The organism is Roseococcus sp. GW821-FHT12F05, assembly GCF_058806835.1.
In genome coordinates, this window is sequence record NZ_JBXAQB010000001.1 from 121,297 (window position 1) to 146,710 (window position 25,414).

Annotated in this window: 27 protein-coding genes; 13 read left to right on the forward strand and 14 right to left on the reverse strand. The window is 70.9% G+C overall.

Annotated elements, in window-relative coordinates:
* Positions 1–21 precede the first annotated feature (21 nt).
* Complete coding sequence (locus AC1ROY_RS00645) at positions 22–807, forward strand: aldolase (protein ID WP_493146226.1); 786 nt, start codon at positions 22–24, stop codon at positions 805–807.
* On the opposite strand, the gene AC1ROY_RS00650 is transcribed toward AC1ROY_RS00645, so the two are convergent.
* Positions 804–1,628: a helix-turn-helix transcriptional regulator gene (locus AC1ROY_RS00650; protein WP_493146228.1), complete on the reverse strand. Its 825-nt coding sequence runs from the start codon at positions 1,626–1,628 to the stop codon at positions 804–806. The genes AC1ROY_RS00645 and AC1ROY_RS00650 overlap by 4 nt on opposite strands.
* A 98-nt stretch (positions 1,629–1,726) precedes the next feature.
* Between AC1ROY_RS00650 and AC1ROY_RS00655 the strand changes: the two genes are divergently transcribed.
* Entirely contained in the window at positions 1,727–2,620 is an 894-nt protein-coding gene (locus tag AC1ROY_RS00655) for an SDR family oxidoreductase (RefSeq protein ID WP_493146229.1), read from the forward strand.
* Positions 2,621–2,674: 54 nt separating this feature from the next.
* On the opposite strand, the gene AC1ROY_RS00660 is transcribed toward AC1ROY_RS00655, so the two are convergent.
* The 5 genes from AC1ROY_RS00660 to AC1ROY_RS00680 form a co-directional block, all read right to left on the reverse strand.
* Positions 2,675–4,300 (reverse strand): ABC transporter substrate-binding protein, encoded by a 1,626-nt coding sequence (locus AC1ROY_RS00660; RefSeq protein ID WP_493146230.1) that lies wholly within the window; start codon positions 4,298–4,300, stop codon positions 2,675–2,677.
* Between the two features lie 74 nt (positions 4,301–4,374).
* Complete coding sequence (locus tag AC1ROY_RS00665; RefSeq protein ID WP_493146231.1) at positions 4,375–4,698, reverse strand: hypothetical protein; 324 nt, start codon at positions 4,696–4,698, stop codon at positions 4,375–4,377.
* A gap of 52 nt (positions 4,699–4,750) precedes the next feature.
* Positions 4,751–4,909 carry a hypothetical protein gene (locus AC1ROY_RS00670; protein ID WP_493146232.1) on the reverse strand — a complete coding sequence of 53 codons (159 nt, stop codon included), beginning with the start codon at positions 4,907–4,909 and terminating at the stop codon, positions 4,751–4,753.
* Positions 4,910–4,972: 63 nt separating this feature from the next.
* Positions 4,973–5,245 (reverse strand): ribbon-helix-helix domain-containing protein, encoded by a 273-nt coding sequence (locus tag AC1ROY_RS00675; RefSeq protein ID WP_493146234.1) that lies wholly within the window; start codon positions 5,243–5,245, stop codon positions 4,973–4,975.
* Positions 5,246–5,285: 40 nt separating this feature from the next.
* Entirely contained in the window at positions 5,286–6,143 is an 858-nt protein-coding gene (locus tag AC1ROY_RS00680) for an NUDIX hydrolase (RefSeq protein ID WP_493146236.1), read from the reverse strand.
* A gap of 70 nt (positions 6,144–6,213) precedes the next feature.
* Between AC1ROY_RS00680 and AC1ROY_RS00685 the strand changes: the two genes are divergently transcribed.
* The 4 genes from AC1ROY_RS00685 (at position 6,214) to AC1ROY_RS00700 (ending at position 9,873) form a co-directional block, all read left to right on the forward strand.
* Positions 6,214–8,091 carry an ABCB family ABC transporter ATP-binding protein/permease gene (locus AC1ROY_RS00685; protein WP_493146238.1) on the forward strand — a complete coding sequence of 626 codons (1,878 nt, stop codon included), beginning with the start codon at positions 6,214–6,216 and terminating at the stop codon, positions 8,089–8,091.
* 79 nt (positions 8,092–8,170) lie between these two features.
* A complete protein-coding gene (locus tag AC1ROY_RS00690) occupies positions 8,171–8,410 on the forward strand; it encodes a hypothetical protein (protein WP_493146240.1) in 240 nt (79 codons plus the stop codon).
* A 254-nt stretch (positions 8,411–8,664) separates the two neighbouring features.
* Positions 8,665–8,970, forward strand: a complete 306-nt coding sequence (gene rpmB / locus AC1ROY_RS00695; protein WP_493146241.1) for a 50S ribosomal protein L28 — start codon at positions 8,665–8,667, stop codon at positions 8,968–8,970.
* A gap of 114 nt (positions 8,971–9,084) precedes the next feature.
* Complete coding sequence (locus AC1ROY_RS00700; RefSeq protein WP_493146242.1) at positions 9,085–9,873, forward strand: sensor histidine kinase; 789 nt, start codon at positions 9,085–9,087, stop codon at positions 9,871–9,873.
* On the opposite strand, the gene AC1ROY_RS00705 is transcribed toward AC1ROY_RS00700, so the two are convergent.
* The 4 genes from AC1ROY_RS00705 to AC1ROY_RS00720 all read right to left on the reverse strand — a co-directional run bounded on the left by AC1ROY_RS00705 (position 9,858) and on the right by AC1ROY_RS00720 (position 14,590).
* On the reverse strand, positions 9,858–10,799 hold the full coding sequence (locus AC1ROY_RS00705) for an esterase-like activity of phytase family protein (protein ID WP_493146243.1): 942 nt from the start codon (positions 10,797–10,799) through the stop codon (positions 9,858–9,860). The genes AC1ROY_RS00700 and AC1ROY_RS00705 overlap by 16 nt on opposite strands.
* Before the next feature lie 140 nt (positions 10,800–10,939).
* Positions 10,940–12,808, reverse strand: a complete 1,869-nt coding sequence (cobT, locus tag AC1ROY_RS00710) for a cobaltochelatase subunit CobT (RefSeq protein WP_493146244.1) — start codon at positions 12,806–12,808, stop codon at positions 10,940–10,942.
* Between the two features lie 92 nt (positions 12,809–12,900).
* A complete protein-coding gene (gene cobS, locus AC1ROY_RS00715) occupies positions 12,901–13,905 on the reverse strand; it encodes a cobaltochelatase subunit CobS (protein ID WP_493146246.1) in 1,005 nt (334 codons plus the stop codon).
* An 88-nt stretch (positions 13,906–13,993) separates the two neighbouring features.
* Positions 13,994–14,590, reverse strand: a complete 597-nt coding sequence (locus AC1ROY_RS00720; RefSeq protein ID WP_493146248.1) for a J domain-containing protein — start codon at positions 14,588–14,590, stop codon at positions 13,994–13,996.
* A 64-nt stretch (positions 14,591–14,654) separates the two neighbouring features.
* On the opposite strand from AC1ROY_RS00720, the gene AC1ROY_RS00725 reads away from it, so the two are divergent.
* The gene (locus AC1ROY_RS00725) at positions 14,655–14,930 is read left to right on the forward strand and encodes a BolA family protein (RefSeq protein ID WP_493146250.1); all 276 of its coding nucleotides are present in this window, start codon (positions 14,655–14,657) and stop codon (positions 14,928–14,930) included.
* Here AC1ROY_RS00725 and AC1ROY_RS00730 read toward each other — a convergent pair.
* Complete coding sequence (locus AC1ROY_RS00730) at positions 14,927–15,514, reverse strand: DUF2889 domain-containing protein (RefSeq protein WP_493146252.1); 588 nt, start codon at positions 15,512–15,514, stop codon at positions 14,927–14,929. The two genes, AC1ROY_RS00725 and AC1ROY_RS00730, sit on opposite strands and share 4 nt — an antisense overlap.
* A 161-nt stretch (positions 15,515–15,675) precedes the next feature.
* Here AC1ROY_RS00730 and secB point away from each other — a divergent pair, with 161 nt between their 5' ends.
* From secB to AC1ROY_RS00755, 5 genes are all read left to right on the forward strand, one after another.
* Positions 15,676–16,158, forward strand: a complete 483-nt coding sequence (gene secB, locus AC1ROY_RS00735; RefSeq protein WP_493146254.1) for a protein-export chaperone SecB — start codon at positions 15,676–15,678, stop codon at positions 16,156–16,158.
* A 182-nt stretch (positions 16,159–16,340) separates the two neighbouring features.
* Positions 16,341–17,531 (forward strand): DegT/DnrJ/EryC1/StrS family aminotransferase, encoded by a 1,191-nt coding sequence (locus AC1ROY_RS00740; RefSeq protein ID WP_493146255.1) that lies wholly within the window; start codon positions 16,341–16,343, stop codon positions 17,529–17,531.
* Positions 17,532–17,645: 114 nt separating this feature from the next.
* Complete coding sequence (locus tag AC1ROY_RS00745) at positions 17,646–18,887, forward strand: glycosyltransferase family 4 protein (RefSeq protein ID WP_493146256.1); 1,242 nt, start codon at positions 17,646–17,648, stop codon at positions 18,885–18,887.
* Positions 18,884–20,053 carry a glycosyltransferase gene (locus AC1ROY_RS00750; RefSeq protein ID WP_493146258.1) on the forward strand — a complete coding sequence of 390 codons (1,170 nt, stop codon included), beginning with the start codon at positions 18,884–18,886 and terminating at the stop codon, positions 20,051–20,053. Before AC1ROY_RS00745 ends, AC1ROY_RS00750 begins: the two co-directional genes overlap by 4 nt.
* Positions 20,046–21,974, forward strand: coding sequence for a polysaccharide biosynthesis protein (locus AC1ROY_RS00755; RefSeq protein ID WP_493146260.1), 1,929 nt, complete (start codon positions 20,046–20,048; stop codon positions 21,972–21,974). Before AC1ROY_RS00750 ends, AC1ROY_RS00755 begins: the two co-directional genes overlap by 8 nt.
* A 29-nt stretch (positions 21,975–22,003) precedes the next feature.
* Here the strand turns inward: AC1ROY_RS00755 and AC1ROY_RS00760 are convergent, their stop codons facing one another.
* Positions 22,004–22,414: a RidA family protein gene (locus AC1ROY_RS00760; protein WP_493146263.1), complete on the reverse strand. Its 411-nt coding sequence runs from the start codon at positions 22,412–22,414 to the stop codon at positions 22,004–22,006.
* A 129-nt stretch (positions 22,415–22,543) separates the two neighbouring features.
* On the opposite strand from AC1ROY_RS00760, the gene AC1ROY_RS00765 reads away from it, so the two are divergent.
* A complete protein-coding gene (locus tag AC1ROY_RS00765; RefSeq protein ID WP_493146265.1) occupies positions 22,544–23,134 on the forward strand; it encodes a TetR/AcrR family transcriptional regulator in 591 nt (196 codons plus the stop codon).
* Positions 23,135–23,139: 5 nt separating this feature from the next.
* Here the strand turns inward: AC1ROY_RS00765 and AC1ROY_RS00770 are convergent, their stop codons facing one another.
* Positions 23,140–24,612 carry an amidase gene (locus tag AC1ROY_RS00770; RefSeq protein WP_493146268.1) on the reverse strand — a complete coding sequence of 491 codons (1,473 nt, stop codon included), beginning with the start codon at positions 24,610–24,612 and terminating at the stop codon, positions 23,140–23,142.
* A gap of 53 nt (positions 24,613–24,665) precedes the next feature.
* Entirely contained in the window at positions 24,666–25,292 is a 627-nt protein-coding gene (locus AC1ROY_RS00775) for a TetR/AcrR family transcriptional regulator (RefSeq protein WP_493146269.1), read from the reverse strand.
* Positions 25,293–25,414: the final 122 nt, after the last annotated feature.

The window sequence follows — 25,414 nt, forward strand, 5'->3', positions numbered from 1 at the left end:
GCGGGCCTGCATGCTAGGGGAATGGCCCACGCCCTCGACACCGCCGCCCCCGCCCTTCTCCGCAACTCCGAGCTCGACACGCCGGCGATCCGCCAGGCGCGCATCGACCTCGCAGCCTGCTTCCGCATGGCCGCGAAGCTCGGGCTGCAGGAGGGCATCTGCAACCACTTCAGCCTCGTCGTCCCCGGGCATGACGACCTGATGCTGGTGAACCCCTACGGCTACGCCTTCGCCGAGGTCACGGCCTCCAACCTCGTGATCTGCGATTTCCAGGGCCGCGTGGTGGCGGGCAACGGCGTGCCGGAGGCGACGGCCTTCTACATCCATGCCCGCGTCCACATGAAGCATGCGCGCGCCAAGGCCGCCTTCCACACGCACATGCCGAACGCGACGGCGCTCTCGATGCTGGAGGGGCCGCCGCTGGTCTGGGCCGGGCAGACGGCGCTGAAATTCTACGGCCGCACCCTGGTGGACGAGGACTACAACGGCCTCGCGCTCGACGAGCGGGAGGGCGACCGGATCGCGGATTCGCTCGGCGATGCAGACATCGTCTTCATGAAGAACCACGGCGTGATGGTGGTGGGCCCCAGCGTCGCCGAGGCCTGGGACGACCTCTACTACCTGGAGCGCGCGGCCGAGGTGCAGCGGCTCGCCATGGCGACGGGGCGGGTGCTGAAGCCAGTGCCGGAGGCGGTCGCGAAGGCCACCTACGCGCAGATGCGCGAGGGCGATCGCGAGAGCGCCGTCCTGCACCTGGAGAGCATCAAGCGGCAGCTCATGAAGGAGCAGCCCGACTTCGCGGATTAGGCCGCGTTCACGAGCGACCGAATCCGGTCGGCATCCGCCGACGCGGCGGGATTGTAGACGATCATGCCGAGGTCGGGCCGGCCGTCGACGGCAAAGGCCGAATATTCCAGCTCGATCGGGCCGAGGATCGGATGGCGGAGGCGCTTGACCCCTTCGCCATGCGCATGGACGTCGTTGTCACGCCAGAGCGCCTCGAATTCGGGGCTGAGCCGGCACAGCTCGGCCACGAGCTCGCCGACCTCGGCCGCCGCGCCGGCACGCGCCGCATCCGCCCGGAATGCGCCGACCACGAAGCGGGCCACGCTGTCCCAGTCATATTGCGCGGCCCGGACACGGGGGTCGCAGAAGATGAGGCGCAGGATGTTGCGCTGGCCTGGAGGGATCGCGCCGTAATCGGTCAGCACCGTGGCGAAGGCGCGATTCCAGGCGACGACATCCCAGGTGGCGGTCTTGATCAAGGCGGGGCTGGCCTCGAAGGCGTCGAGCACGCGCTGCAGGCGGGGCGTGACGCCCTCGGCGGGCTTGTAGCGGACCTCGGGCGGGCGCCCGAGCCCGAGCAGGAAGAGGTGCTCGCGCTCGACCTCGGTCAGCATCAGCGCGCCGGCGATCCGGTTCAGCACCTCCGCCGAGGGCGCGCCGCCGCGCCCCTGCTCCAGCCAGGTGTACCAGGTGGGGCTGATGTCGGAGCGCTGGGCGACTTCCTCGCGACGGAGGCCCGGCGTCCGCCGGCGCCCCACCGGGAAGCCGAAGGCGGCCGGATCGAGCCGGGCGCGGCGATCCCGGAGGTAGGTTCCCAGCAGATGGCCGGTCTCGGAGGGCATGCGGAGCCTGTTGGTTCTTATACCATGATATCTTCACGACTTTAACAGGATGCAGGTCGGACCGATACGGTCTCCAGGACACCCCAGGAGACTTCCCCATGCGCATCTTCGTTACTGGCGCCACCGGCTTCATCGGCTCCGCCATCGTCCCGGAGCTTCTCAGGGCCGGCCATCAGGTGCTCGGGCTGACGCGATCGGAGGCGGGCGCCCGGTCGCTCCTCGCCGCCGGCGCCGAGGTCCATCGCGGCGATCTCGAAGACCCGGAGAGCCTGCGCCGAGGGGCGGCCGCATCGGACGGCGTGATCCACACCGCCTTCGACCATGACTTCTCCAACTTCGTCGCGAATTGCGAGAAGGATCGCCGCGCCATCGAGGCGCTCGGCGCCGGTCTCGCCGGATCGGATCGGCCCCTGGTCATCACCTCCGGAACCGGGATGGGGAGTGCCGGGCCAGGCCAGCCCGCGACGGAAGACGTCGTCAACGTCCACCACCCGAACCCTCGCGTCGCTTCGGAGCTGGCGGGCGCCGCAGCGCTGGCGACGGGCGTCAACGTCTCGGTGGTGCGCCTCCCGCAGGTGCATGATCCGGTCAAGCAGGGCCTGATCAGCCCTGCGATCGACCTGGCCCGCAGGACCGGCGTGTCCGCCTATGTGGGGAACGGACTCAACCGCTGGCCGGCAGCGCATGTCCTCGACGTCGCCCATCTCTACCGGCTGGCCCTGGAGAAGCGGGCGGCCGGCGCCCGGTATCATGCGGTCGCGGAGGAAGGGCTGCCGGTGCGCGACATCGCGGAGGTCATCGGCCGGGGCCTGAAGGTGCCGGTCGTCGCCATGTCTCCGGAGGAGGCCGCCGGGCATTTCGGCTGGCTCGCGATGTTCGCCGGCCTGGACATGCCGGCCTCCAGCGCGTTGACGCGCGAGCGGCTCGGATGGCGCCCGACGGGCCCCGGGCTGATCGCCGATCTCGAGGCGATGCGGTATTTCGACGCCTAGGAAGAGGCGAGGCGCTCTGCCCCTCCTCCCCGCCAGGCGACCGCGCCCCTGGCCCTACTCCATCCGCACCGGCGTCAGGTCCTGCACCCAGTTCTGCGCCTGCATGAAGCCCTTCACGCGCGGCGACATGGCGCGCGGGTTCATGTCGTGCACCACCCAGAGCCACACCGCCTCGTCCACCATGCGCGTGTGCATCTCGGCGACCACCGCGTCCTGCTTCGCCGGGTCGAACTCGGCGCGGATGCGGTCGGACAGCGCGTCGAACTCCGGCTGCTCCACATTGCCCCAGTTGTTGCCGCGCGGCGCCGTGCGGCGGCTGTCGAGCGCGGTGATGAAGCCGAAATCCGGGTCCACCCAGACCCAGGAGTAGTTCAGCCCGTGCAGCCCGCGTGCCGAGGCGTCGCGCGAGCCGCGCAGACGCGCCTGCACCATCGCCGCCCAGTCCACCAGCTCGAAGCTGATCTCGACGCCGAGCGGCTTCAGCATCTCCTGGATTGCCTCATTCATCATCACCGGCTGCATCTGGCCTGAGCCGGAGGCGCTGATGATGATCTTCGCGCGCACCGGATTCTGCGGCCCGTAGCCCGCCTCGGCCAGAAGCTTCCGCGCCTCCGCCGGATCGTGGCGGATGCGGAAGCTCGGGCTGCCGAACCAGGGATGGCCCGGCGGCACCTGCCCCACCGCCGGCGCGCCGAAGCCGCCCAGCATCGCCGAGATGCCCTCGCGGTCGATGCCGAGGTTGATCGCCTTACGCACGCGGATGTCGTGGAAGGGCGAGCCCTCGTTCATGTTCAGCACCCAGGGCCAGGTGTGCTGGTAGCCGTTGGTGACGATCTGCATGTTCTGCGAGCGCAGCCGGCCCACCGCATCCGGCGGCGGCGCCTCGATCCAGTCGACCTGGCCCGAGAGCAGCGCGGCCACGCGCGTGCTGGCATCCGGGATGGGCAGCAGCACGAGCCGGTCGGTCTTGGGCACGCGGTCGGCATCCCAGTAGTCCGGGTTCTTCACGAGCTCGAGCCGCTGGCGCGGCACGATCGCGCCGAACTTCCAGGGGCCGGTGCCGGAGGGGGCGCGGGCGAAGGCCTCCCAGCTGCGGCCGACCTTTTCCCACTGCGCGGGGCTCGAGAAGAAGATGCGTCCGAAATAGTAGGGCACCAGCGCGTCGGGCTCGCGCGTGGTGATGCTGATGGCGTGCTCGCCCAGCTTCTCGAAGCTCGCGATGAGCCCCATGCGCCCGTAGGTCTGCGCCACCTGGCGCCGGTCGTATTGCGGCGCCGACTGGTCGGTCAGCTTCACCAGGTTCCACACCGCCGCTTCGGCGTTCCAGGGCGAGCCGTCATGGAACTTCACGCCCTGGCGGAGCTGGAACACCCAGCGCCGCTTGTCGTTCGCGTCCACCTGCCAGGAGGTGGCGAGGCCCGGGATGATCCCGCTCGGCCGGTCGGCGCGCGAGAGGTCCCAGTTCACCAGCGAGTCGTAGAGCGTGATGCCGGTGAAGCGCCAACCCTCGCTGCCCTGGTCGGGCTGGCCGGTGACGGCGGGGATGTCGGAGGCCGTCATGCCCACGCGCAGCACGGTCTCGCGGGATTGGGCCTGGGCGCCGGCGAGCGGCGCGGCGGCCAGGCTCGCCGCGGCGATGCCGCGGCGTGTGGCGAGCGGCCCTGTCGGATGGTCGGTCATGGGGGCGGTCCTTGCTGTCATAAATATGTCATATAACAGCAAGAAGCGTGCCGCCTGGCGGCGATCCTACGGAGCTAGCGGCAGGTCTGGCCGCCCATGCCGTTGGACGTGCAGGTGAAGGGCCGCCCGCCGACGGTGCCGCGCGTGTTCCCCATCGCATCCGTCTGCCCGATCATCGGCGCATTACCGATCCGGCCGGTGGTGTTGCCGGAGCGGTCGGTCTGCGTCTGGAAGCTCTGCTCGCCGATGCGGCCGGTGGTCATGCCGTTGCGCGTCAGGCTCTGCACGGGCGCGTTGCCGATGCGCCCGGTCGTGGTGCCGAAGCGGTCCGTCTGGACCTGGGCCATGGCCAGGACGGGCGTGGCGAGGAGCAGCGTCAGGGCGAGCAGGAGGGACATGGGGGGCATGATACGGGATTGAACGTCCCAGCGGTGGCGGCAGTTGCGCGGACTATCCTGCGTCGCGCTCGCGATAGGCTGCCTCGCGATCCTGTCCGCTGTGAAAGATGCCTTCGATCAGCACGAGGTCTTCAGTCGCGACGAAGGCGATCGCGAAGCGTCGCTCGAACCCGATGATCCGCAGCTCCGGGATGATATCGTCGCGCCGCACGCCTCGCCTGGGAAGGAGATCGAGCCCTCCGCCCTCGCCTCGCCCGCCACTTCCGTCAGAACTTCAGCGGCTTCGGGCGGCCGCGCGGCGTGCCTTGATGCGGTCCAGGATCTGCTCCGCCGGAACGCCCTTCGATGGATCGGCGAGGTATTCGGCGCGCCCCGCCGCCACCTCCTCCCGCAGCCAGCGCTCCACGGCCGCGTCGCGCTCCTGCAGCTCGCACAGCCCGGCGCGGACCACCTCGCTCGTCGTGGCATAGGTGCCCGAGGCGACGAGGTCGATGTAGCTGGCCTGCTCGGCCGGCGGGCTCACCGTGCGTTTCTCGACCGATGCCATCCTGAGCTCCCGGTCCGGTATGAAAAAATCATGCCGAGCCTCACGGCCCCTGGTCCAGCCCCGCCCGCAGCGCCTGGCCCTCCGCGCTCGCCGGATCCACCAGCCCTTCGCGAAGAAAGAGGTCGATCAGCACGAGGTTCACGTTGAACTTCACGTCCTCCGTGTCCCGCACCACCTCCAGCAGCCGCGCGACGGGCCAGAGCTCGAAGCGCTCCACCTCGTCGTCGTTCGGCGTGGGGACGAAGCTCTCCGGCAGTTCCAGGTCGAAGACGTGCAGCACGTCGCGCCGCAGCCCCTCGTTGTTCGTGAGGATGTAGGAGAGCCGCCCCACCCGCCGGGCCGTCACCGCCAGCTCGGGCGGCAGCGAGGCCTCCTCGCCGGCCTCCTTCAGCAGCGTCTCCTCGGGCGTCATGCCGGCCGGGATGCCGCCGGCGACGAGGTTGTCCACCTGCCCCGGCGCCACCGCCTTGTCCTTCGCGCGGATGCCGACCCAGACATGCAGCCCGTCCGCCCGCCGCACCAGCCCGTTCAGGTGCGCCCCCTGCCCGATGATGCCGAATTGCGGGATCATCCCCCGGTCGAGCGTGCCGAGCGCCGGCCCGTTCGCCTCGGCGCGGATGTCGAAGAGCTCGCCGCGGATCCGGCCGAAGCCCTGCCTGGCCAGCTCGCGCGCCGTCGCCGCCAGCGCGTCGCTGCGCATCCCCGGCGTGCGCAGCCGCCCGGCCATGGAGACGCCGCGGCCCTCGAAGTGGAAATCGCGCGGGAAGAAGGTCAGGGCACGGGCGAGCTCCGTCGAGACCCAGCCCACCTGCTCCGCGCCGAAATAAAACGGCAGCAGGTGGTTCGGCGAGGGCGTGTTGTTGCAGGCTTCGATGTGGCGGAACAGGGGGGAGGTCATGCCTGTCATGTGCCGCCGCGGGGGGCCGAAGGAAAGGGCACAGGTTTCCAAAACAGAACGTGCGGGCCACATGGAGCCCATGAGCGCGAAGAACGACAATCACGGCCGGGCCTTGCTGGCCATCCTGCCCTATCTCTGGCCCCGCGGAGAGCTCGAGCTGAAGGTGCGGGTCGTGCTCGCGGTGGCCAGCCTGGTGGCAGCCAAGGCGGCCAACGTGCTGGTGCCGATCGCCTATGCCCGCGCCGTGGACGCGCTGACGCCCAAGGAGGGCATGGGCCTCGTCGTCGCGCTGCCGATCGCGCTCGTGCTCGGCTACGGGCTGCTGCGCCTCACCGCCGCTGCGCTGAACGAGCTGCGCAACGCCGTCTTCGCCAAGGTCCAGGCCCGCGCCGGGCGCCGCGTGGCGCTGGAGGTGTTCCGGCACCTGCACGCGCTGTCCATGCGCTTCCACATGGACCGCTCCACCGGCGGGCTTTCCCGCGTGATCGAGCGCGGCACGCGCGGCATCGCCACGGCGCTGAACTTTCTTCTCTTCAACATCCTGCCGACGATCTTCGAGATCATCCTGGTCGCCGTGATCCTGTGGTGGATGTTCGGCGTCTCCTTCGCGGTGACGATCCTGGTGACGATCGGCGGCTATGTCGCCTTCACGCTGCTCTTCACCAACTGGCGGCTGGCCTTCCGCCGCGCCATGAACGAGACCGACCAGGAGGCCAACACCAAGGCGGTGGACAGCCTGCTGAACTACGAGACGGTGAAGTACTTCAACAACGAGGCGCACGAGGCGCGCCGCTACGACGAGAGCCTTCGCCGCTACGAGACCGCCTATGCCCGCTCGGAGATCTCGCTCAACGCGCTGAACGCCGGCCAGGCGCTGATCATGTCGCTCGGCCTCACGGTGGTGATGCTGCTGGCCGGGCGCGGCATCGTCCACGGCAACATGACGGTCGGCGACTTCGTCATGGTCAATTCCTACCTGATCCAGCTCTACCTGCCGCTCAACTTCCTCGGCTTCGCCTATCGCGAGATCAAGCAGGGGCTGACGGACATGGAGGCGATGTTCCACCTCCTCGACGTGCCGCAGGAGATCGCGGATGCACCGGACGCGAGGCCGCTGGCCGTGACCGCCGGCGCGATCGAGTTCCGCGACGTGCGCTTCGCCTACCGGCCGGACCGCGAGATCCTGAAGGGCGTCAGCTTCGAGGTGCCGCCGGGCAAGATGCTGGCGATCGTGGGCCCGACCGGCGCCGGAAAATCCACCATCTCCCGCCTGCTCTTCCGCTTCTACGACGTCACCGGCGGCCAGGTGCTGATCGACGGGCAGGACGTGCGCGACGTCACGCAGGACAGCCTGCGCCGCGCCATCGGCGTGGTGCCGCAGGACACCGTGCTGTTCAACGACACCATCCGCTACAACATCGCCTACGGCCTGCCCGATGCCGAGCCCGAGATGATCGAGGCCGCCGCCCGGCTGGCCCAGGTGCACGACTTCGTCATGCGCCTGCCGGAGGGCTACGACACCAGGGTCGGCGAGCGCGGGCTGAAGCTCTCGGGCGGCGAGAAGCAGCGCGTGGCCATCGCGCGGACGATCCTCAAGGACCCGAGCGTGCTGATCCTGGACGAGGCCACCAGCGCGCTGGACACCCGCACCGAGCAGGAGATCCAGGCGGCGCTGACGCGCATCTCCACGGGGCGCACGACGCTGGTGATCGCGCACCGGCTCTCCACCGTGGTGGAGGCGGACGAGATCATCGTGCTGGAGGACGGCCGCATCGCCGAGCGCGGGACGCATGGCGGGCTGATCGCCCAGGATGGGCTCTATGCGGAGATGTGGCGCCGGCAGTCGGAGGCCGTGGCGGCCGCCGAGGCGGCGGCGCTCGCCCAGGCCCAGGCCGAGTTCGGCAGCGGCATCAGCGCGCGGGCGGCCGAAGAGATGACAAAGGCGTAATCCGGACGGGGCCGCCTCCCGCGGGGCTTTCCTCGCGGATGTTTCCGTCCCATTTCCGAGCGTGACTGGAGATTACACTATGGATGATGAAGCGCCCGAGGATCTGAGCCACGCCGGCTCGGTCGTGGACAAGGCCATCGAATACATGCTGGAGCAGCAGATCGCCCCCGTCTCGGCCGCCTCTGCGCTGCTGGGCGGCGCGCTGGGCCTGCTCTCGCGCAGCATGGACGACCGCGCCATCGCCGGCGTGCTCCGCCAGGCCCTGGCCAGCGTCGAGGCCGGCGAGCTGCGGCAGCTGCCGAGCCTTCCGAAGCGCTGAGAGTCGTCCGGCGAGCCTGGCGGCTGAAGGCCCGGCCAGGATTTTTCGTGTCGGGCGTCGGAAGCTTGGCCCGATACGGGAACGTCGGGCCAAGCTTCCGACGCACCCGGCGCGAAAAGGACGGCCGGGACTGACCCGCCAGGCTTGCCGGATGGCTCTGGTATTGACTCACCGGCCGGGCTGCCGCATACGCCCGGCTCCGTTTTCCACCGGCCGCGGAGACCAGCGCGCGGCCTGACTGCAGGATCTCAATCATGGCTCGCCGCTGCGGCATCACTGGCAAGGGCGTTCAGTCCGGCAACAACGTCAGCCACGCCAACAACAAGACTCGCCGGCGCTTCCTGCCCAACCTGCAGGAGACCTCGTTCTTCTCGGACGTGCTGGCGACGTCGATCCAGCTGCGCCTGACGACGAACGGCATCCGCACGATCGAGCACAATGGCGGGCTGGACTCCTTCCTCCTCACCACGCCGGCGCGCAACCTGCCGCCCGAGGCGCTGGTCCTGAAGCGCCGCATCGTGCGCGCCCAGGCGAAGAAGGCCGCCTCCGCGGCCGCCTGATCCGCCGCGGGACCGTCCGGACCTGACACGACGACCTCCCGGAACGGGCCCGATTCCCAGCGAATCGGGCCCGTTTTAGCAGGGCGTTAACCTGCCCCCGGGCATGGTCGGGGCATGACCCTCGACATCCTGCACGCCTTCCTGATCGTCCTGGCGCTGGGCGGCATCCTCGCCGCCATCGCCGCCTCCTCACGCTCCGCCCGGCTCGTCGCCGGGGTCGCCACGCAGCGCGCCCTGGCCGAGGGCCGGGCCCGGAGCTTCGCCCTCCTCGCGCGCGACATGAACAGCATCGGGCTCGCCATGCTCGGCCGCGCCCAGCATCTGGACACCGGGGCGGGCCGCGCCTTCGAGGGCGATGCGCGCCAGCTCCTCGCCCTCGCCGATGCGGCCGCCGAGGAGGGCGCCGGGGCCGCGCCGGCGCGCAACCTCGTGGAGGAGCGCTTCGCGCTCGTCCCCGTCCTGCAGGAGGCGGTGGCGATCGCCGGCGCGCAGCTCGGACCGGGAACCCGCCATTGGCGCATCACGCCCAGCCTGGAGGGGCTGGCCCTCACCGCCGACCGGCGCGCGCTGCGCGGGGCGGTGGTGCAGGTGCTGGGCCGCGCCGCCCGCGCGACCCTGGAGGGCGACTTCATCGACATCCGCGCCGACCTGCGGCCGCACGCCGTCTCCATCATCGTGGAGGACGAGGGGGTGGGCGTGGCCATCGAGGACCTCGCGCCCGCCCTGCATGACGGCGCGCCGGAACGCACGCGGGGGCTGGGCTTCGGCCTGTCGCTGGCGCGCTCGCTGCTGCGGGCGCATGGCGGGGAGCTGGTGATCGAGGCGGCTCCGGGCATCGGCGCCCGCGCCTTCCTGTCCCTGCCGCCGGAGCGCGTGGCGGCGCTGGATCAGGCGATGGCGTAGAGCAGCAGCAGGGTCCGCTGGAACGGGCTCTGGTTGTCGTCGGAGACCAGGGCCACCAGGGTGCGCCCCTCATGCCGCGCGGTGGCGACGCCCTCCCAGTTCTCGGCGGGCGCATCGGGCGGCAGGTCGAGCCAGGTCTCGGCGGAGAGCGGGGCCGTGCCGCGCAGCGCGGCGGCGGGCAGGTGCGCAAGCCGTGCGGAGAAGCCGCCGAAGAGGGTGAAGCGCCGCTCGAGGACCAGAGCGCCGCCTTCCAGGAGCGCTGCGGCATCGGTCGGCACGAGACCGGGTGCCGGTCGGTATTCCGTGCGGCGCCACGAGATGCGCGGACCCTGGAAAGTGCCGATCCAGGCGGCACGGGTCTCGGGCTCGCCGCCGGGCAGGTCCTCCGCGATGGCGAGAAGGCGGCCATCGGCGAGTAGGGTCAGCGCCTCCAGCCCGCCATTGCGGGGTGCGGCTTCCAGCCCGGGCGGCGCCTCGAAGGGCTGGGAGGGGCCGGCGAGGTCGCGGTAGCGCAGGATGCGGTGCCAGCGCTCAAGCCCGACCAGCCAGTCGCCATTGGGGAGCCGCGCAAGGCTCTCCGAATCGGCATTGGCCGACTGGCCCAGAGGCGCGCCGGCGGCATCGCGCAGCGGGCCGAAGGTCGCAGCGCCGATGCCGGAGAGCCGCCCGCCGCTCAGCCGCAGCGGCGCGCGCCACCAGCGGCCGCGGTCGCTGAGGGCGGTGAGGGTGAGGTCCGGCGCCAGGTTCAGCGCCGAGAGCCCGCCGAAGCCCCAGGCGGAGGTGTTCAGCTCCAGTCCGCCCAGCGGCAGGAGCTTCCTGCTGCGGGGCGCGGCGAGCTCCAGCGGCGTCGCGACCGGGCCGGTCGCTCCGGCCGAGCCGATGGACAGCAGGGACAGGCCCGCGAAAAGATGGCGGCGACGGATCAAGCCAGGGTCATCCGGAGGTGCGCGGCGGCGTGTGCCTGGCAATCAAGGCGAAAGGAGGGGGCTTTGCCCCCTCGGTTGTCTCCGCTTCGCGGCCAACCCCCCAGCAGGGAACAGCGTTCCCTGCACCCATATCCGTTGCTTTACGCCACCAGCGGCGCGCGCTCCGCGGCGGCGCGATGCCAGGCCTCGGCGGCGTCCTCGTCGAACAGCTCGGCCAGCTTCTTCATCATCGTGCCGCCCAGCTCCTCGGCGTCGACGATCGTCACCGCGCGGCGGTAGTAGCGCGTGACGTCGTGGCCGATGCCGATGGCGATGAGCTCCACCGCGCTGCGGCCCTCGATCTCCTTGATGACCTCGCGCAGGTGCCGCTCCAGGTAGTTGCCCGGGTTCACGGAGAGCGTGCTGTCGTCCACCGGCGCGCCGTCGCTGATGACCATCAGAATCCGGCGATGCTCGGAGCGGGTGAGGAGCCGGCGATAGGCCCAGTTCAGCGCCTCGCCGTCGATGTTCTCCTTGAGGAGCCCTTCGCGCAGCATCAGCCCGATGGCCCGGCGCGAGCGCCGCCAGGGCGCGTCGGCCGCCTTGTAGACGATGTGCCGCAGGTCGTTCAGGCGGCCGGGGTTGCGCGGCTTGCCCTCCTGCACCCACTTCTCGCGCGACTGGCCGCCCTTCCAGGCGCGGGTGGTGAAGCCGAGGATCTCGGTCTTCACCGCGCAGCGCTCCAGCGTGCGGGCCAGGATATCGGCGCACATGGCGGCGACGGTGATGGGACGCCCGCGCATCGAGCCGGAATTGTCGATCAACAGGGTCACGACCGTGTCGCGGAAATCCGCGTCGCGCTCGCGCTTGTACGAGAGCGACAGCGTGGGGTTGGCCACCACGCGCGCGAGCCGCGCGACGTCGAGCAGGCCTTCCTCCAGGTCGAACTCCCAGGCGCGCTGCTGCTGCGCCATGAGCCGGCGCTGCAGCCGGTTGGCGAGCTTGGAGACCACGCCCTGCAGGTGCTGCAGCTGCTGGTCGAGCTGCTGGCGCAGGCGGGTCAGCTCCTCGGGATCGCAGAGGTCCTCGGCCTCGACCACCTCGTCGAACTGGGTGGCGAAGGGCTTGTACCGCGAGCTGTCGTCGGTCTGCGGGACTTCCTTGCGGGCCTGCGGGCCGCCGGGCTTCTCGTCGCCCTCGGCAGCGGCGCCCTCTTCCTCGCTCTCCTCGGCCTCCTCGTCGGCCGCCTCGCCCTCCATGCTCTCGGGCTCGGCGCCCTGCATGGATTCCTGCTCCTGGGACTGGGCCTCGCCGGCGCTGGACTGATCCTGCTGGGAGGACTGGTCGCCGCCCTCGTCGCCTTCCTCGTCCTGGTCGGCCTCGCTGTCGACCTCGGCCTCGGCGAGATCGAGCGCGGTCAGCAGTTTTCTCGCCGCGCGGGCATAGGCGTCCTGGTCGTTCGTCGCCGTGTGGGCGAGCTCGTCCATGGCGGCGCTGGCCTTCTCGTCCAGCGTCTCGCGCCACATCTCGAGCACGCGGGCGGCGGCCGGCGGCACGGCCTCGCCGGAGATGCGCTCGCGCGCCAGCAGGGCCAGCGCCGCATGCATCGGCAGCTGGTCCTTCCGCGTCATGCGGTCGTAACCCTCGGCCTCGGCCTCTTCGACCAGGCGGGCGCGGAGGTTGGCGGCGACGCCGGCCATGTGGCGGCTGCCGACGGCCTGGACGCGCACATCCTCCAGCGCGTCGAAGACCTCACGCGCCTCCTTGCGGGAGGGCGCGCGGGCGGCATGGGCCGCCTCGTCATGGTGGCGCAGCTTCAGCGCGACGGCATCGGCGGCGCCGCGCAGCTTCGCCATCTCGGCGGGCGGGAGGGATCGCGTGGGCAGCGGCAGGCGCGCGCGCTTGCCGGAGACGCCGGCCGGCCCGGGCTGGAAGGCGACCTGCACCTCCTGCTGCTGGGCGATGGCGCGGACGGCGCCGGCGGTCGCGCGCTTGAACTCTTCCTGCCGCGTGAGGTCCTGCTTCGACATGTTCAGCTCGTTCGATCGAGGCGGCGAAGGCGCCGCACCACGTCAGGCACTTGGGGGAGGCAGGACCTTGCGGCCTGCCCCGATCCCGTCGTCTAGCTCGCCTTCTTGTACAGCCCCGTCGAGATCTCGGCGTTGAAGCAGCGCTGGTAGTACTCCGCCACCGTCGAGCGCTCGGCCTCGTCGCACTTGTTCAGGAAGGTCAGCCGGAAGGCGAAGCCGACATCGCCGAAGATGCGCGTGTTGTCGGCCCAGGTGATGACCGTGCGCGGCGACATGACGGTCGAGATGTCGCCGGCGATGAAGCCCGCGCGCGTCAGGTCGGCGAGCGCCACCATGGCCTCCACCTGCTTCTTCATCTTCGGATCATTGGTCACGCCGAGCTTCGCCAGCACGATCTCCGTCTCCTGCGCATGCGGCAGGTAGTTCAGGGTCGCGACGATGTTCCAGCGGTCCATCTGGCCCTGGTTGATCTGCTGCGTGCCGTGATAGAGGCCCGTCGTGTCGCCGAGGCCGACCGTGTTCGCGGTGGAGAAGAGGCGGAACATCGGGTGCGGGCGGATCACGCGGTTCTGGTCGAGCAGGGTCAGCTTGCCCTCGACCTCGAGCACGCGCTGGATCACGAACATCACGTCCGGGCGGCCGGCGTCGTACTCGTCGAAGACCAGCGCGCAGGGATGCTGGAGCGCCCAGGGCAGGATGCCCTCGCGGAACTCCGTGATCTGCTTGCCGTCCTTGAGGACGATGGCGTCCTTGCCGATCAGGTCGATGCGCGAGATGTGGCTGTCCAGGTTCACGCGGATGCAGGGCCAGTTGAGGCGCGCCGCCACCTGCTCGATGTGGGTGGACTTGCCGGTGCCGTGGTAGCCCTGGACCATCACGCGCCGGTTGAAGGCGAAGCCGGCGAGGATCGCCAGCGTCGTCTCCTTGTCGAAGCGGTAGGAGGTGTCGAGCTCCGGCACGTGCTCCGTGCGCATCGAGAAGGCCGGCACCTGCATGTCGATGTCCACGCCGAAGACCTCGCGGGCATTCACGGTGATATCCGGCACATTGATCGCCGAGGTCGGGCTCACATCGCCAAGTTGGGCCAGCTTCGTCATCACGCTTCCGCTTCGTTGCATTTGGGTGTCCGGGGATGTTAGGGCAGCCTGCGTCCCACGGCTACCCGGCATGGTCCACGCCGCTGACCTATCCTGCGTGGGCAGGTTGCGCGGCGTCCATCGCACGCCCTACCCGCTGGCGCAGCAGCGAATAAGCGCGGTTGATATCCTTCAATTTCTCTTCGGTGCTGCGGTCGCCGCCGTTCGCGTCCGGGTGGTAGCGCTTGGCGAGCTCCTTGTAGCGCGTCTTCAGGACCGCAGGATCGAGCGGCCATTCCAGGTCGAGCAGGCCGAGCGCGGCGCGCAGCTCGGGCGGGGCCTCGTGCCGGGGCGGCTGGCGGCGCTTCTCGTGCAGCGCCGTGTCGCGCAGGATTCCCAGGGGATCGGCGATCACGTCAGGGTCGATGCGCGTGCCGCCGCCGAGCCGGCCCAGGGGCCAGGTCGGCCGCTGCCAGCCGGTGTCGGAGCGGATGGCGGTCTCGATGTCGGCCTCGCCCATGCCGCGGTAGAAATCCCAGCCGGCATTGTACTGGCGCACATGGTCCAGGCAGAACCAGAGGTACTCGCGCAGCGCGCGGTCCTTGGGGGCGCGGAACTCGCCGTGCTTCTCGCAGCCGGGGGAGGCGCAGCCGCGGGGCGGCGCCTTGGGGTCGGTCTGGGGCTGGAAGCTCGCGCGGCGCGCCATCCGGACTTTATGAGTGGACGGGACGGGGTTGGCAACGTCGCGTTCGCGGGCGAAAGCTGGGGTCATGGACAATCGGGCCGATCGGATCCGGTCCGTGCTGGCGGCGCGCTTCGCGCCGGCACGGATCGAGGTGGTGGACGACAGCGCAAAGCATGCGGGTCATGCCGGTGCGCGACCTGGCGGACAGACGCATTACAGCGTGCTGCTGGTGAGCGAAGCCTTTACGGGCATGAACCGCGTGGCGCGATCGCGGGCGGTGCATGCGGCACTGGAAGACGAATTCTCCGGCGGGCTGCACGCGCTGGCGCTGACGCTGCGCGCCCCCTCGGAAGTCAGTTAGGGACTCTCGGCCTTCTCGGCGAGGTCGCTCCACTCCGGCCACCTCTGCCGGACGACCGGGCTGTTCGGCGCATAGGCGTGGCAGGTGCCGAGCAGATGCGGGCGTTCCGGCGGCGCGCCGGCCGCCTCGGCCTCGCGCTGCGCGTCCTGCTTCGCCTTGCGCATCGGCCAGACGGTCTGGAAGGCCACCGTCGCCATCTGGGCGATGACCTCCCGCAGATGGGTGCAGCCGAGCACGCCGCCAACCCGCTCGTTCACCGCGCGGTTGAAGCCGCCGCCGATGGTGAGGCCGGCGAGGTTCGCGAAGTTCGGCGTGGCGCCCGGGCAGACCGCGAAGGGGGTGTGGTCCGACACGGCCTCGCAGGCCGTGATCTTCATGTCCATGTTCACCGTCATGCGGACCCACATGCCGTGGATCGGGTCGCCCGGCAGGACGTCGCCGCGGTGCTCGGAGGGGAAGCCGTAGGTCTTGGTGTCGGTGAGGTGCGCCTCGATGTCGACCTGCCCGTCCTCGCGCGCATAGCCGCGCAGCGAGATGTCGCGCAGATGCGAGAGCTTCCGGGGCGAGGGGGAGGACAACGGCATCGCAGCATAAGATAGGCCTTATGCCGCACTGCGCAAAGACGCCGGCAAACCCGCAGCGCGAATTGCTGCCCTGCGATCCCGCCCGCTCTGGCGGCCCGGCCGGCCCCGTGGTAGCCGCCTCCCGCAAATTCCTTCTGCAAACTCCTCCCGAGGGGCCGCACATGTCCGACCAGCCGATCCAGCTTCCCAACCCGCCCAATGGCGAGCCCCCGCTGCCGCTGACCCTCAACATCCAGTTCACCAAGGATCTTTCCTTCGAGGTGCCCGGCGCCCCCGGCATCTTCGCGACGCTGCGCGAGCAGCCCCGGGTGGACCTGGCGCTCGACGTCCAGGCCCGGCCGATCCAGGAGGGGGAGAACGTCTTCGAGATCTCGCTGATCATCCGCGCCGACGCGAAGGCCTCGGACGGCACGCAGTGCTTCATCGCCGAGCTCACCTATTGCGGGATCTTCACCATCAATGTCCCGCAGGAGCATCTGGAGCCGGTGCTGCTGGTCGAATGCCCCCGACTGCTTTTTCCCTTTGCGCGCAACATCCTGGCGGATGTGACGAGCAGCGGCGGCTTCCCGCCGGTGATGCTCAACCCGATCGATTTTGTTCAACTGTGGCAAAATCGCCGCGGTCAGACCTCAGGCACTGCTTGAGGTCGAAAACACAATCCCTTGCGGTTCTGACGAGTCTCGCCTGGCGATATGTTGTGTATGCATCTATCCCCAGGAAGGCGGTTGATTCTTTAGAGGGCGATGCACGTATAACTTGCAACCTTTAACAATCAACGGTTTGCTGGCGGTCATTCGTTAACCGAGAGTAAGCCAGCATGGCGCCTGTGCAACCATCCGTTGCGCTTTCCTCTGCTCCCATCCTCCCGTTCCGGCGCGATCGGCCGGCGCCGCAGCCGCCGCTGCATCTTTCGCCGCCCCATCTGGCCGGCACCGAGCTGGACGCCCTGCGCGAGACGCTGGAATCCGGCTGGCTCGCCCCGGCGGGCCCCACCCTCGCCCGCTTCGAGACCGTGCTGACGGGCGTGATGCAGCAGCCTCATGCGCTGGCCCTCAGCTCCGGCACGGCCGCGCTGCATCTCGGCTACCGGCTGCTCGGCGTCGAGCCGGGCGACGAGATCTGGACCAGCACCCTCACCTTCGTCGCCACCGTCGCCCCCGCCGTTCAGATGGGCGCGACGCCGCGCTTCCTCGACGTCGACCCGACCAGCTGGACGCTCGATCCGCATCTGCTGCGCGAGGAGCTTTCGGCCGCCGCGCGCCGGGGCCGGCTGCCGCGCGTGGTGGTGCCGGCGGACCTCTACGGCCAGCCCTCCGACATGGCGGCGATCCGCGCCGCCTGCGCGCGCTGGGGGGTGCCCGTGCTCTCCGACAGCGCCTGCGCGCTGGGCGGGCGGCAGCACGGCAAGTCGGCCGGCCATGGCGCCGACCTCGTGGCGGTGAGCTTCAACGGCAACAAGATCGTCACGGCCGGCGGCGGCGGGGCGCTGCTCTCGGCGGACGGCTCGCTGATCGGCCGGGCCCGCCACCTCGCCACCCAGGCGAAGGAGCCGGCGGCGCATTACCAGCACGAGACGACGGGCTTCAACTACGCCATGAGCTCCGTGCTGGCGGCCGTCGGCCTCGCGCAGCTGCCGAGCCTGGAGGAGCGCGTCGAGACCCGCCGCGCCATCTTCGGGCGCTACGTCGACGCGCTGGGCGCCATGCCCGGCCTCTCCTTCATGCCGGAGCCGGGCTGGTCGCGCGCCACGCGCTGGCTGAGCGCGATGCTGGTGGATCCGCGGCGCTTCGGCATGGACCGCGAGGCCGTCCGCCTCGCCCTGGCCGAGCAGGGGATCGAGAGCCGGCCGGTCTGGAAGCCGCTGCACCTGCAGCCCGCCTTCCGGGGGGCGCCTTCGGTGGGCGGCGAAGTGGCGGCGGCGCTGTTCGAGCAGGGGCTGTGCCTGCCCTCGGGAAGCGCGATGACGGTGCCGCAGCAGTTCCGGGCGATCTCGGCGATCCGTGCGCTGCATCGGTAGACGCTGCGCTGTCGATGCGAGAGGGCTCCGCCCCTCTCGCGCTCTCCCCGCCAGGGCTTTTGGCCCTGGACCCTCGAACTGATGGGGGGTTGGCGCCCTCGACGGCGCCTCTAGATGCGCATCCTTTATTTGCACCAGCACTTCTCCACGCCGGAGGGGACCACAGGCACGCGCAGCCATGCGATGGCCCGCGCCCTGGCCCAGCGCGGCCATGCGGTGACGCTGGCCTGCGGACAGTTTTCCGGCGCGGTCACCGGCCTGTCCGGGCCGTTCCGCCGCGGGCGGCGCTCCGGCCGCGTCTCGGGCTTCGAGCTGGTGGAGTTCTCGATCCCCTGCGGCAATGCGATGGGCCTCGCCGCCCGGACCGGCGCCTTCCTGCGCTATGCCATCAGCACCGGATGGATGGCCGCGCGCGGCGAATGGGACCTGGTGATCGCCAGCTCCACGCCGCTGACCGTCGCCCTGCCCGCCCTGGCCGCGCGGCGGCTGCGCGGCACGCCCTTCCTCTTCGAGATCCGCGATCCCTGGCCGGAGCTGCCGGCGGCGCTCGGGCTGCGGGCGCCGGGCGTGCTGTCCGCCATGGAGCGCCTGGCCGGCGCGGCCTGCCGCAACGCTGCCGCCGTGGTCGCGCTCACCGAGGGGATGGGCGCCACGGCGCTGGCCCGCGGCACGCCGGCGGATCGGCTGCACGTGATCGGCCAGGGCTGCGACCTCGACCTCTTCGGGCCGCAGGTCGCGCCCTGGCGGCCGGACGAGGCGGGCAGCCAGGAGATCCTGGCCGTCTATGCCGGGGCGCATGGCCGCGCGAACGGGTTGGACCGGCTGCTGGACGTGGCGGCCCGCCTGCGCGTGGCGGGCGAGCGGCGCGTGCGGCTGGTCCTGGTCGGCGAGGGTGGCGAGAAGCCGGCACTCATGGCCGACGCGGCGGCGCGCGGGCTGCGCAACATCACCTTCCTCGACGCCATGCCCAAGCGCGAGCTGGCGCGGCTGCTCGCGGGCAGCCAGGCTGGGCTGCTGTGCCTCGCGCCCGTGCCGGAATTCGCGGAGTGGACAGCGCCGAACAAGCTGATGGACTACCTTGCCGCCGGCCTGCCCGTGCTCTCCAACGTCCCGGGCGAGGCCGAGCGCCTCCTGTCCGGCGGCGCCGGCGAGACCTGCGCGGATGCCGCCGGGATGGCCGCCGCGCTGTCCCGCCTCGCCGGCGATACCACGCGGCGCGAGGCAATGGGCCGGGCGGCGCGGGAGCTCGCGGTCCGCCGCTTCGACCGGCGGCTGCTGGCCGCGCGCTTCGTGGCCGCCGCCGAGGGCGCGATGACCCCGCGCTCCGCCCCGGAACCGGGCTGGGCCGGCGCGTGATCCTGCTGCTCTCCGCCGCCCATCCCGCCGACGACATGCGCGTGGTCCGGAAGGAGGGGGCCGCGCTGGCCGCCGCCGGCTGGCCGGTGACGCATCTGTGCCCTGGGCCTGGCGGTCCTCGGGCGCCGGTGGCCGGCGTGGCGATCGAGACCGTCTTCGGCGCATCGCGGCTGAGGCGGCTGCCGGCGCTGTATCGCCGCGCGGTGGCGCTGCGGCCCGCCGTGATCCACGCCTCCGAGCCGGATTCCTGGGCCGTGGCGCTGGCGGCCGGCGCGCGATGCGGCGCGCGCGTGGTGCTGGACGTCCACGAGCACTACCCCTCGCGCCTCGACACCCGCCTGCCGGCGGCGCTGCGGCCTCTGGCGCGTGGGGCCCTGCGGCTCGCCCTGCGGGCGATGGGGCGTGTGGCCGACGCGGTGGTCCTCGCCAAGGACGGGCTGGCCGGGGACTTTTCCGCCCGCACGCCGCTCGTAGCCGTGCGCAACCATGCGCTGATCCCACCCGGCCTGCCGCGCCGCGAGCATCGCGAGGGGCCGATCACGCTGCTGCATCTGGGCGCCATCGGCGTGAAGCGCGGCTGGCCGCAGCTCCTGGCCGCGATGGCGCTCGCGCCGGCCGACACGCGCCTGCTGGTCATCGGCCGCTTCACCGACGGCAGCGAGACGGAATTCCGGGAGGCCGCAGCGCGCGCAGGGCTGGCCGGCCGCATCGAGGTCGCCGGCTGGATGCCGGCCGAGGCCGCCCTCGCCCGCGCGGCGGCCGAGGCGGACGTGAACCTCGTCCTCTTCCAGCCGGGCGAGGAGAATCATCGCCTCGCCCTGCCGCACAAGCTCTTCGACGGGATGGCGATCGGCCTGCCGGTCATCGCCCCCGCCTTCGCGACCGGCGTCGCCGGCATCGTGCGCGACGCCGGCTGCGGCGTGCTGGTGGATGTGACCAACCCGGCCTGCATCGCCGCCGGCATCGCCGCCCTGACCGACCGGGCGGCGCGCGTCCGGCTGGGCGATGCGGGCTGGCGCGCGGCGCGGGGCGAATGGGGCTGGGAGGCCGAGGCCGCACGGCTGGTGGATCTGTATCGCGGCCTCCTGGCGGGGCCGCGGAAATCCAGCCGGCACCGAATGTTTGAGGGCGAAGCGGGGAGGACCTATAAGGCGCCGAATGGCTAAGGCCCCCTCGCGCATCCTGCTGAACCTCTCGCTCGACGCGGCGCTCGCCGTCGTCGCGCTCCCGGTCGCGCTGCTGCTGGCCGGGCCTGGGAGCTGGCCGGGCCAGGGCTGGTGGGGGCTCGGCATCCCGCTGGCGGCGCTGTCCATGCTCGCGCCGGCCTGGGCGCTGGGGCTGCCGCAGCAATACTGGCGCTATTCGGGCGTGCGCGACCTGCTGCAGGTGCTCGGCGCCTCGGTCGGCGCCGCGGCGCTGTTCACCGCGGTGCTCTGGCTGCTCGGCGCCTGGCACTCGCCCAACCACGCCTTCCCGGCCCTGCACGCCATGGCGCTGACCGGGCTGCTCGGCATCCCGCGCCTCAACGGCCGGGTGCGCGCCATCCGCCGCATCGCCGAGGAAGGAGACACCCAGCCGGTCCTCGTGGTCGGCGGCGTGGACCAGGCGGACCTCTTCATCCGCGCGCTCGAGCAGGAGCGGAAGCCGGCCTATCGCGTGCAGGGCATCCTGGCCCGGCGCTCGCGGCAGGTGGCGCGGCGCATCCAGGGCCATCCCATCCTCGGCACCATCGAGGAGACGGATGCGGTGCTGGAGGGACTTCGCAACGAGGGGCGTCTGCCGTCCCTGCTGGTGCTGGCCTCCTCCGACCTCAACGGCCCCATGCTGGAAGCGCTGCTGGACGCCGCCGACCATCACGGCGTGCCCATCCGCCGCGCGCCGCAGCCGACCATGCTCGGCCAGGCGGCGCGGCCGCAGGACACGACGAAGATCAGCCTCCGCCCCGTCTCCATCGAGGAGCTGCTGGACCGGCCGCAGGTGCCGCTCGACCGCGAGGGCATGGCGCGGCTGGTGCAGGGCCGCCGCGTGCTGGTGACCGGCGCCGGCGGCACCATCGGCGGCGAGCTGGCGCGGCAGGTGGCGGCGCTGGGGCCCTCGGTGCTGACCTTGCTCGATCACGGCGAATACGTGCTCTACGAGATCGACCTGGAGCTGTCGGAGCGGCATCCCAACGTCGTCAGGCGCTCGGTGCTGGCGGATGTGCGCGACGAGGCGCGCATGCGCCGGCTGATGGAGGAGTTCCGGCCGGAGCTCGTCTTCCACGCCGCCGCGCTGAAGCACGTGCCGATGGTGGAGAACGACCCGCTGGAGGGGCTGCTCACCAACGCGCACGGCACGCGCATCGTGGCGGATACCGCGCGCGCGGCGGGCTGCGGGCTGATGGTCTTCATCTCCACCGACAAGGCGGTGAACCCGACCAGCGTGATGGGCGCCTCCAAGCGGCTCGCGGAGATGTACTGCCAGGCGCTCGATCGCGAGGCGCGGCAGAGCGGCCAGGGGATGCGCTGCATCACCGTGCGCTTCGGCAACGTGCTCGGCTCCACCGGCTCCGTCGTGCCGCTGTTCCGGCGCCAGCTGGAGCGCGGCGGGCCGCTGACCGTCACGCATCCGGACATGCGCCGCTATTTCATGACGGTGCGCGAGGCGGTGGGGCTGGTGCTCCAGGCCGCCGTGGTCGGCGCGGTGGACCGGGCCGATGCGCCGCCGGAGCTGCGCGAGGGCGGCATCTTCGTGCTCGACATGGGCAGCCCGGTGAAGATCGTGGACCTCGCGCGGCGGATGATCCGGCTGGCGGGGCTGCGGCCGGACGAGGATGTGGAGATCCGCTTCACCGGCCTGCGCCCGGGGGAAAAGCTGTTCGAGGAGATGTTTCACGGGCAGGAGCCGCCCAGGCCCACGCAGTTCCCGGGCCTGCTGGTGGCGACGCCAAGGACGGCGGATGCCGCGCTGGTCGCGCGGGCGCTGGACGAGATCGCCAGCGCGGCGCGCGGCGGGCATGGAAGGCTCGCGCTGGCGCAGCTGTCGCGGCTGGTGCCGGAGTTCGACCACCAGGACGCGGCGACGGTGGCGCAGAAGGGCGGGGCGTAAGGGCGGCGCCTGAGGGCGCCGCCGCTCGGTCAGGCCGATGCCTGACCCGCCTGGGGCAGGCGGGCGATGACCTTGATCTCGAAATCGAAGCCCGCGAGCCAGGTCACGCCCACGGCGGTCCAGTTCGGATAAGGCGCCTCGCCGATCTCCTTCAGCCGGACCTTGGTGACCGTTTCCCATTGCGCGGCCGGGTCGGTGTGAAAGGAGGTCACGTCCACGACGTCGTCGAAGCCGGCGCCGGCGGCCTTCAGCACGGCCTTGAGATTGTCGAAGGCCAGCTGGACCTGCTTCTCGAAGTCGGGCTCGGGTGACCCGTCCTCGCGGCTGCCGACCTGGCCCGAGACGAAGAGCAGGTCGCCCGAGCGGATCGCCGCGGAATATTTATGGATGTCGTAGAGAGCCTGCCGTCCCGGCGGGAAGATCGCGTCGCGCTTGGCCATGATGCCGATCCTTTTCGAAACGGGCCGGGGCCGGACCCTTGATATACGCCCCGTATGCGAGCAGATTGGGACATACGTCTCGTATGTCAACCCGCATACGAGGCGTATGTCGTTGAGCAGGAGATTTCCGTGGCCACGGGACGGCGCGCGCAGATGATGGAGGAGACCCGGGCGAAGCTGATCCGGGCGGCCCGCAAGGCCTTTGCGGAAAAGGGCTATGCATCGGCGTCGATGGACGAGCTGACCGCCGGGGCCGGGCTCACACGTGGGGCGCTCTACCACAATTTCAGCGACAAGAAGGGCCTGCTCCAGGCGGTGATCGACCAGATCGACGCCGAGATGCTGGCGCGGCTGCGCGCCGTGCGGGACCGCGCGGAGACTCCCTGGCTCGCCCTTGTCGACGAGAGCATTGCCTATATCGAAATGGCCCTGGAGCCGGAGATTCAGCGCATCATGCTGCTGGACGGGCCGGCCGTGCTGGGCGACCCGTCGCAATGGCCGAACCAGACGGCCTGCCTGCGCACCATGACGCAGGCGATCCAGGCGCTCATCGACGACGGGACCGTCAGGCCGATGGATGCCGAGGCGGCGGCGCGGCTGCTCAACGGCGCGGCGCTCAGCGCCTCGCTATGGGTGGCTGCCTCGGAGGACCCGCCCGCCGTGCTGGGCAAGGCGGTCGAGGCCTTCCGTCATCTCGCAGGCGGGTTGCGGCGCGGCTGAAATTCTCAGGCCGCCACGTGCACCTGCGGCCGGCGTCCGCCGTTCCACTTGCCGTCCAGCGCGCGCTCGATCTGCGCCGCGAGTTGCAGCAGCAGCCCGTCTTGCCCCTGCGCTGATATCGCCTGGATGCCGAAGGGCAGCCCATGCGCCTGCTCGCCCATCGGCATCGAGATTCCGGGGATGCCGGCGAGATTGCACAGCGGCGTATAGGCGAAGATGCCCCAGAGGTTCTCGAACCAGTCCAGCACCGAGGGGTTGTCGGCGATCGTCAGGTACTCCGTGGTGCCGACCGCGGGCGTGGGTTTCGCGGTGATCGGCGTCAGGATGACGTCCCATTCCTCGAAGAAGGCGCCGAACTCGCGCGAGGTCGCGTTGAACGCCGCCTGCATCGCCGTTCGCTCGGAATAGGAGGCGCCGATCCCCGCTTCCCAGATGCGGATGTTCATGCGCTCCACCAGATCGGCCGGCGGCTTCTCCAGCCCCTTCGAGCGCAGCAGCGCCGCGATGGTCTGCGCGAAGTTGGTGATGTAGCAGGTGGTCTGCGCCGCATAGGCCGCGCGGAAGTCGATGCGCGGCACCACCCATTCCACGCAATGGCCGAGCCCTTCCAGCAGCCGGCCCGCCTGCTGCAGCTCCGCCACCAGCTCGGGCGCCGCGCGGTAGTCGCCCCATTCGTGGGAGAGGGCGATGCGGAGCTTTCCCGGGTCCCGGCGGATCATCTCGGTATAAGGCTCCGGCACCGTCCAGTAGGGCATGAACTCGCCCGGCGCGCCGCCGCGGCAGGCGTCCACGAAGGCGGCGGTGTCGCGCACCGTGCGGGTATGGCAGCCCTGGATGGAGACCACGCTCGCGAGGTCCGAGCCGTAGGGCGCGATGGAGAAGACGCCACGCGAGGGCTTCAGGCCGATATTGCCGTTCCACCCCGCGGGGATGCGGATGGAGCCGCCGCCGTCGGTGGCGTGCGAGATCGGCGTCACCCCGGCGGCCACCAGCGCGCTCGTGCCGGCCGAGGAGCCGCCCGTGGTGTAGCCCGTGTTCCACGGGTTGCGCGTGACATAAACCTCGGGGTTCTCGGCCGAGGAGCAGGTGCCGAATTCCGGCGTGGTGCTGCGGCCGATGATGTTGAGCCCGGCCTTGCGGATGCGCGACGCGAGAAAGCTGTCCGAAGCCGCGCGGTTCCCCTGCATGAGCCTGGAGCCCATCTCCTGCAGGCGCCCCTTCAGCGTCGGCCCGAGATCCTTCATGAAATAGGGCACGCCCGCGAAGACGCCCGTGGGGTCCATGCCGTCCTTCAGGGGATCGGCGACCACGTCCTCGAAGAGCTCGACTACGGCGCTGACGGCGGGATCGACCTTCGCGACGCCGGCCGCGGCCTGGGCGGCCAGCTCGGCCGGCGTGACCTCGCCCGTCCGGACGCGCTCGGCCAGCGCCGTCGCGTCATGCCGCGCCCATTCGTCCCAAGACATCGCCAGGGTCATGCCGAACCGCCTTTCCGAGAATCCGACGGAGCCTAGGACCGCTCCGGGAGCGGTCAAGGCGAGGCGGCGAGGGCGCGCAGCAGCAGGTCGGTGGCGGCGTCCACCTCGGCGGTGATCGCCTCCTCGGAGGGGACCTTCACCAGGCCGAGCGCGATCTTGATGTAGAGCTCGCTGCGCAGCAGGGCGACGATCTGCGCGCCCGTGGTGCGGGGGTCCAGATCCGCGCGCAGGCGACCGCGCCGCTGCTCCTCCGCGATCCATTCGCCGATCCAGGCGAGGCCGATCTTCGGGCCCGCCTCGAAGAAGGCGCGGGCGAGGTCGGGGAAGCGGGCACCCTCGGCGAGGACGGTGCGGTAGGTCGCGACCACCTCGGGGTTGATGAGGAAGCGCAGCCAGAAATCAACCAGCCGGCGCAGGGCCTCGGGCAGCGGCGCATCGTGGTCGCCGACAAAGCGGTTCTGGGCCAGCATGCCGGCGCAGCGCTCGGCCACCATGGCGCCGAACAGCGCGTCCTTCCCCGGGAAATAGGCGTAGAGCGTCGCCTTGGAGACGCCGGCCACGCGCGCGATCGCGTCCATGGAGATCGCGGCATAGCCCTCGGCCAGGAAGAGCTTTCCCGCGGCGTCCAGGATCTGGCGGCGCTTCGGCGAGGCGTCGGCGGTGTCGAGTTGTGCGCTCATGGACGCTCTTATGGTCATGAAGCACACCCGATTTCAAGATTGAACTGAACGGTTCAGTTTACTCTTGACGCCGCCGCGGCCCTTCGCCATGTTCCGCGGCGTTGAACTGAACGGTTTAGTCC

What these genes read in the sequence shown, in the direction of transcription:
- cobS (WP_493146246.1), bottom strand. Translation starts at nt 13,905, where the DNA reads ATGACGAAGCTGGCCCAACTTGGCGATGTGAGCCCGACCTCGGCGATC.
- cobT (WP_493146244.1), bottom strand. Translation starts at nt 12,808, where the DNA reads ATGTCGAAGCAGGACCTCACGCGGCAGGAAGAGTTCAAGCGCGCGACC.
- AC1ROY_RS00680 (WP_493146236.1), bottom strand. Translation starts at nt 6,143, where the DNA reads ATGACCTCCCCCCTGTTCCGCCACATCGAAGCCTGCAACAACACGCCC.
- AC1ROY_RS00660 (WP_493146230.1), bottom strand. Translation starts at nt 4,300, where the DNA reads ATGACCGACCATCCGACAGGGCCGCTCGCCACACGCCGCGGCATCGCC.
- AC1ROY_RS00745 (WP_493146256.1), top strand. Translation starts at nt 17,646, where the DNA reads ATGCGCATCCTTTATTTGCACCAGCACTTCTCCACGCCGGAGGGGACC.
- AC1ROY_RS00755 (WP_493146260.1), top strand. Translation starts at nt 20,046, where the DNA reads ATGGCTAAGGCCCCCTCGCGCATCCTGCTGAACCTCTCGCTCGACGCG.
- AC1ROY_RS00690 (WP_493146240.1), top strand. Translation starts at nt 8,171, where the DNA reads ATGGATGATGAAGCGCCCGAGGATCTGAGCCACGCCGGCTCGGTCGTG.
- AC1ROY_RS00650 (WP_493146228.1), bottom strand. Translation starts at nt 1,628, where the DNA reads ATGCCCTCCGAGACCGGCCATCTGCTGGGAACCTACCTCCGGGATCGC.
- AC1ROY_RS00775 (WP_493146269.1), bottom strand. Translation starts at nt 25,292, where the DNA reads ATGAGCGCACAACTCGACACCGCCGACGCCTCGCCGAAGCGCCGCCAG.
- AC1ROY_RS00770 (WP_493146268.1), bottom strand. Translation starts at nt 24,612, where the DNA reads ATGACCCTGGCGATGTCTTGGGACGAATGGGCGCGGCATGACGCGACG.
- AC1ROY_RS00685 (WP_493146238.1), top strand. Translation starts at nt 6,214, where the DNA reads ATGGAGCCCATGAGCGCGAAGAACGACAATCACGGCCGGGCCTTGCTG.
- AC1ROY_RS00760 (WP_493146263.1), bottom strand. Translation starts at nt 22,414, where the DNA reads ATGGCCAAGCGCGACGCGATCTTCCCGCCGGGACGGCAGGCTCTCTAC.
- rpmB (WP_493146241.1), top strand. Translation starts at nt 8,665, where the DNA reads ATGGCTCGCCGCTGCGGCATCACTGGCAAGGGCGTTCAGTCCGGCAAC.
- AC1ROY_RS00725 (WP_493146250.1), top strand. Translation starts at nt 14,655, where the DNA reads ATGGACAATCGGGCCGATCGGATCCGGTCCGTGCTGGCGGCGCGCTTC.
- AC1ROY_RS00730 (WP_493146252.1), bottom strand. Translation starts at nt 15,514, where the DNA reads ATGCCGTTGTCCTCCCCCTCGCCCCGGAAGCTCTCGCATCTGCGCGAC.
- AC1ROY_RS00720 (WP_493146248.1), bottom strand. Translation starts at nt 14,590, where the DNA reads ATGGCGCGCCGCGCGAGCTTCCAGCCCCAGACCGACCCCAAGGCGCCG.
- AC1ROY_RS00700 (WP_493146242.1), top strand. Translation starts at nt 9,085, where the DNA reads ATGACCCTCGACATCCTGCACGCCTTCCTGATCGTCCTGGCGCTGGGC.
- AC1ROY_RS00655 (WP_493146229.1), top strand. Translation starts at nt 1,727, where the DNA reads ATGCGCATCTTCGTTACTGGCGCCACCGGCTTCATCGGCTCCGCCATC.
- AC1ROY_RS00645 (WP_493146226.1), top strand. Translation starts at nt 22, where the DNA reads ATGGCCCACGCCCTCGACACCGCCGCCCCCGCCCTTCTCCGCAACTCC.
- AC1ROY_RS00675 (WP_493146234.1), bottom strand. Translation starts at nt 5,245, where the DNA reads ATGGCATCGGTCGAGAAACGCACGGTGAGCCCGCCGGCCGAGCAGGCC.
- secB (WP_493146254.1), top strand. Translation starts at nt 15,676, where the DNA reads ATGTCCGACCAGCCGATCCAGCTTCCCAACCCGCCCAATGGCGAGCCC.
- AC1ROY_RS00665 (WP_493146231.1), bottom strand. Translation starts at nt 4,698, where the DNA reads ATGTCCCTCCTGCTCGCCCTGACGCTGCTCCTCGCCACGCCCGTCCTG.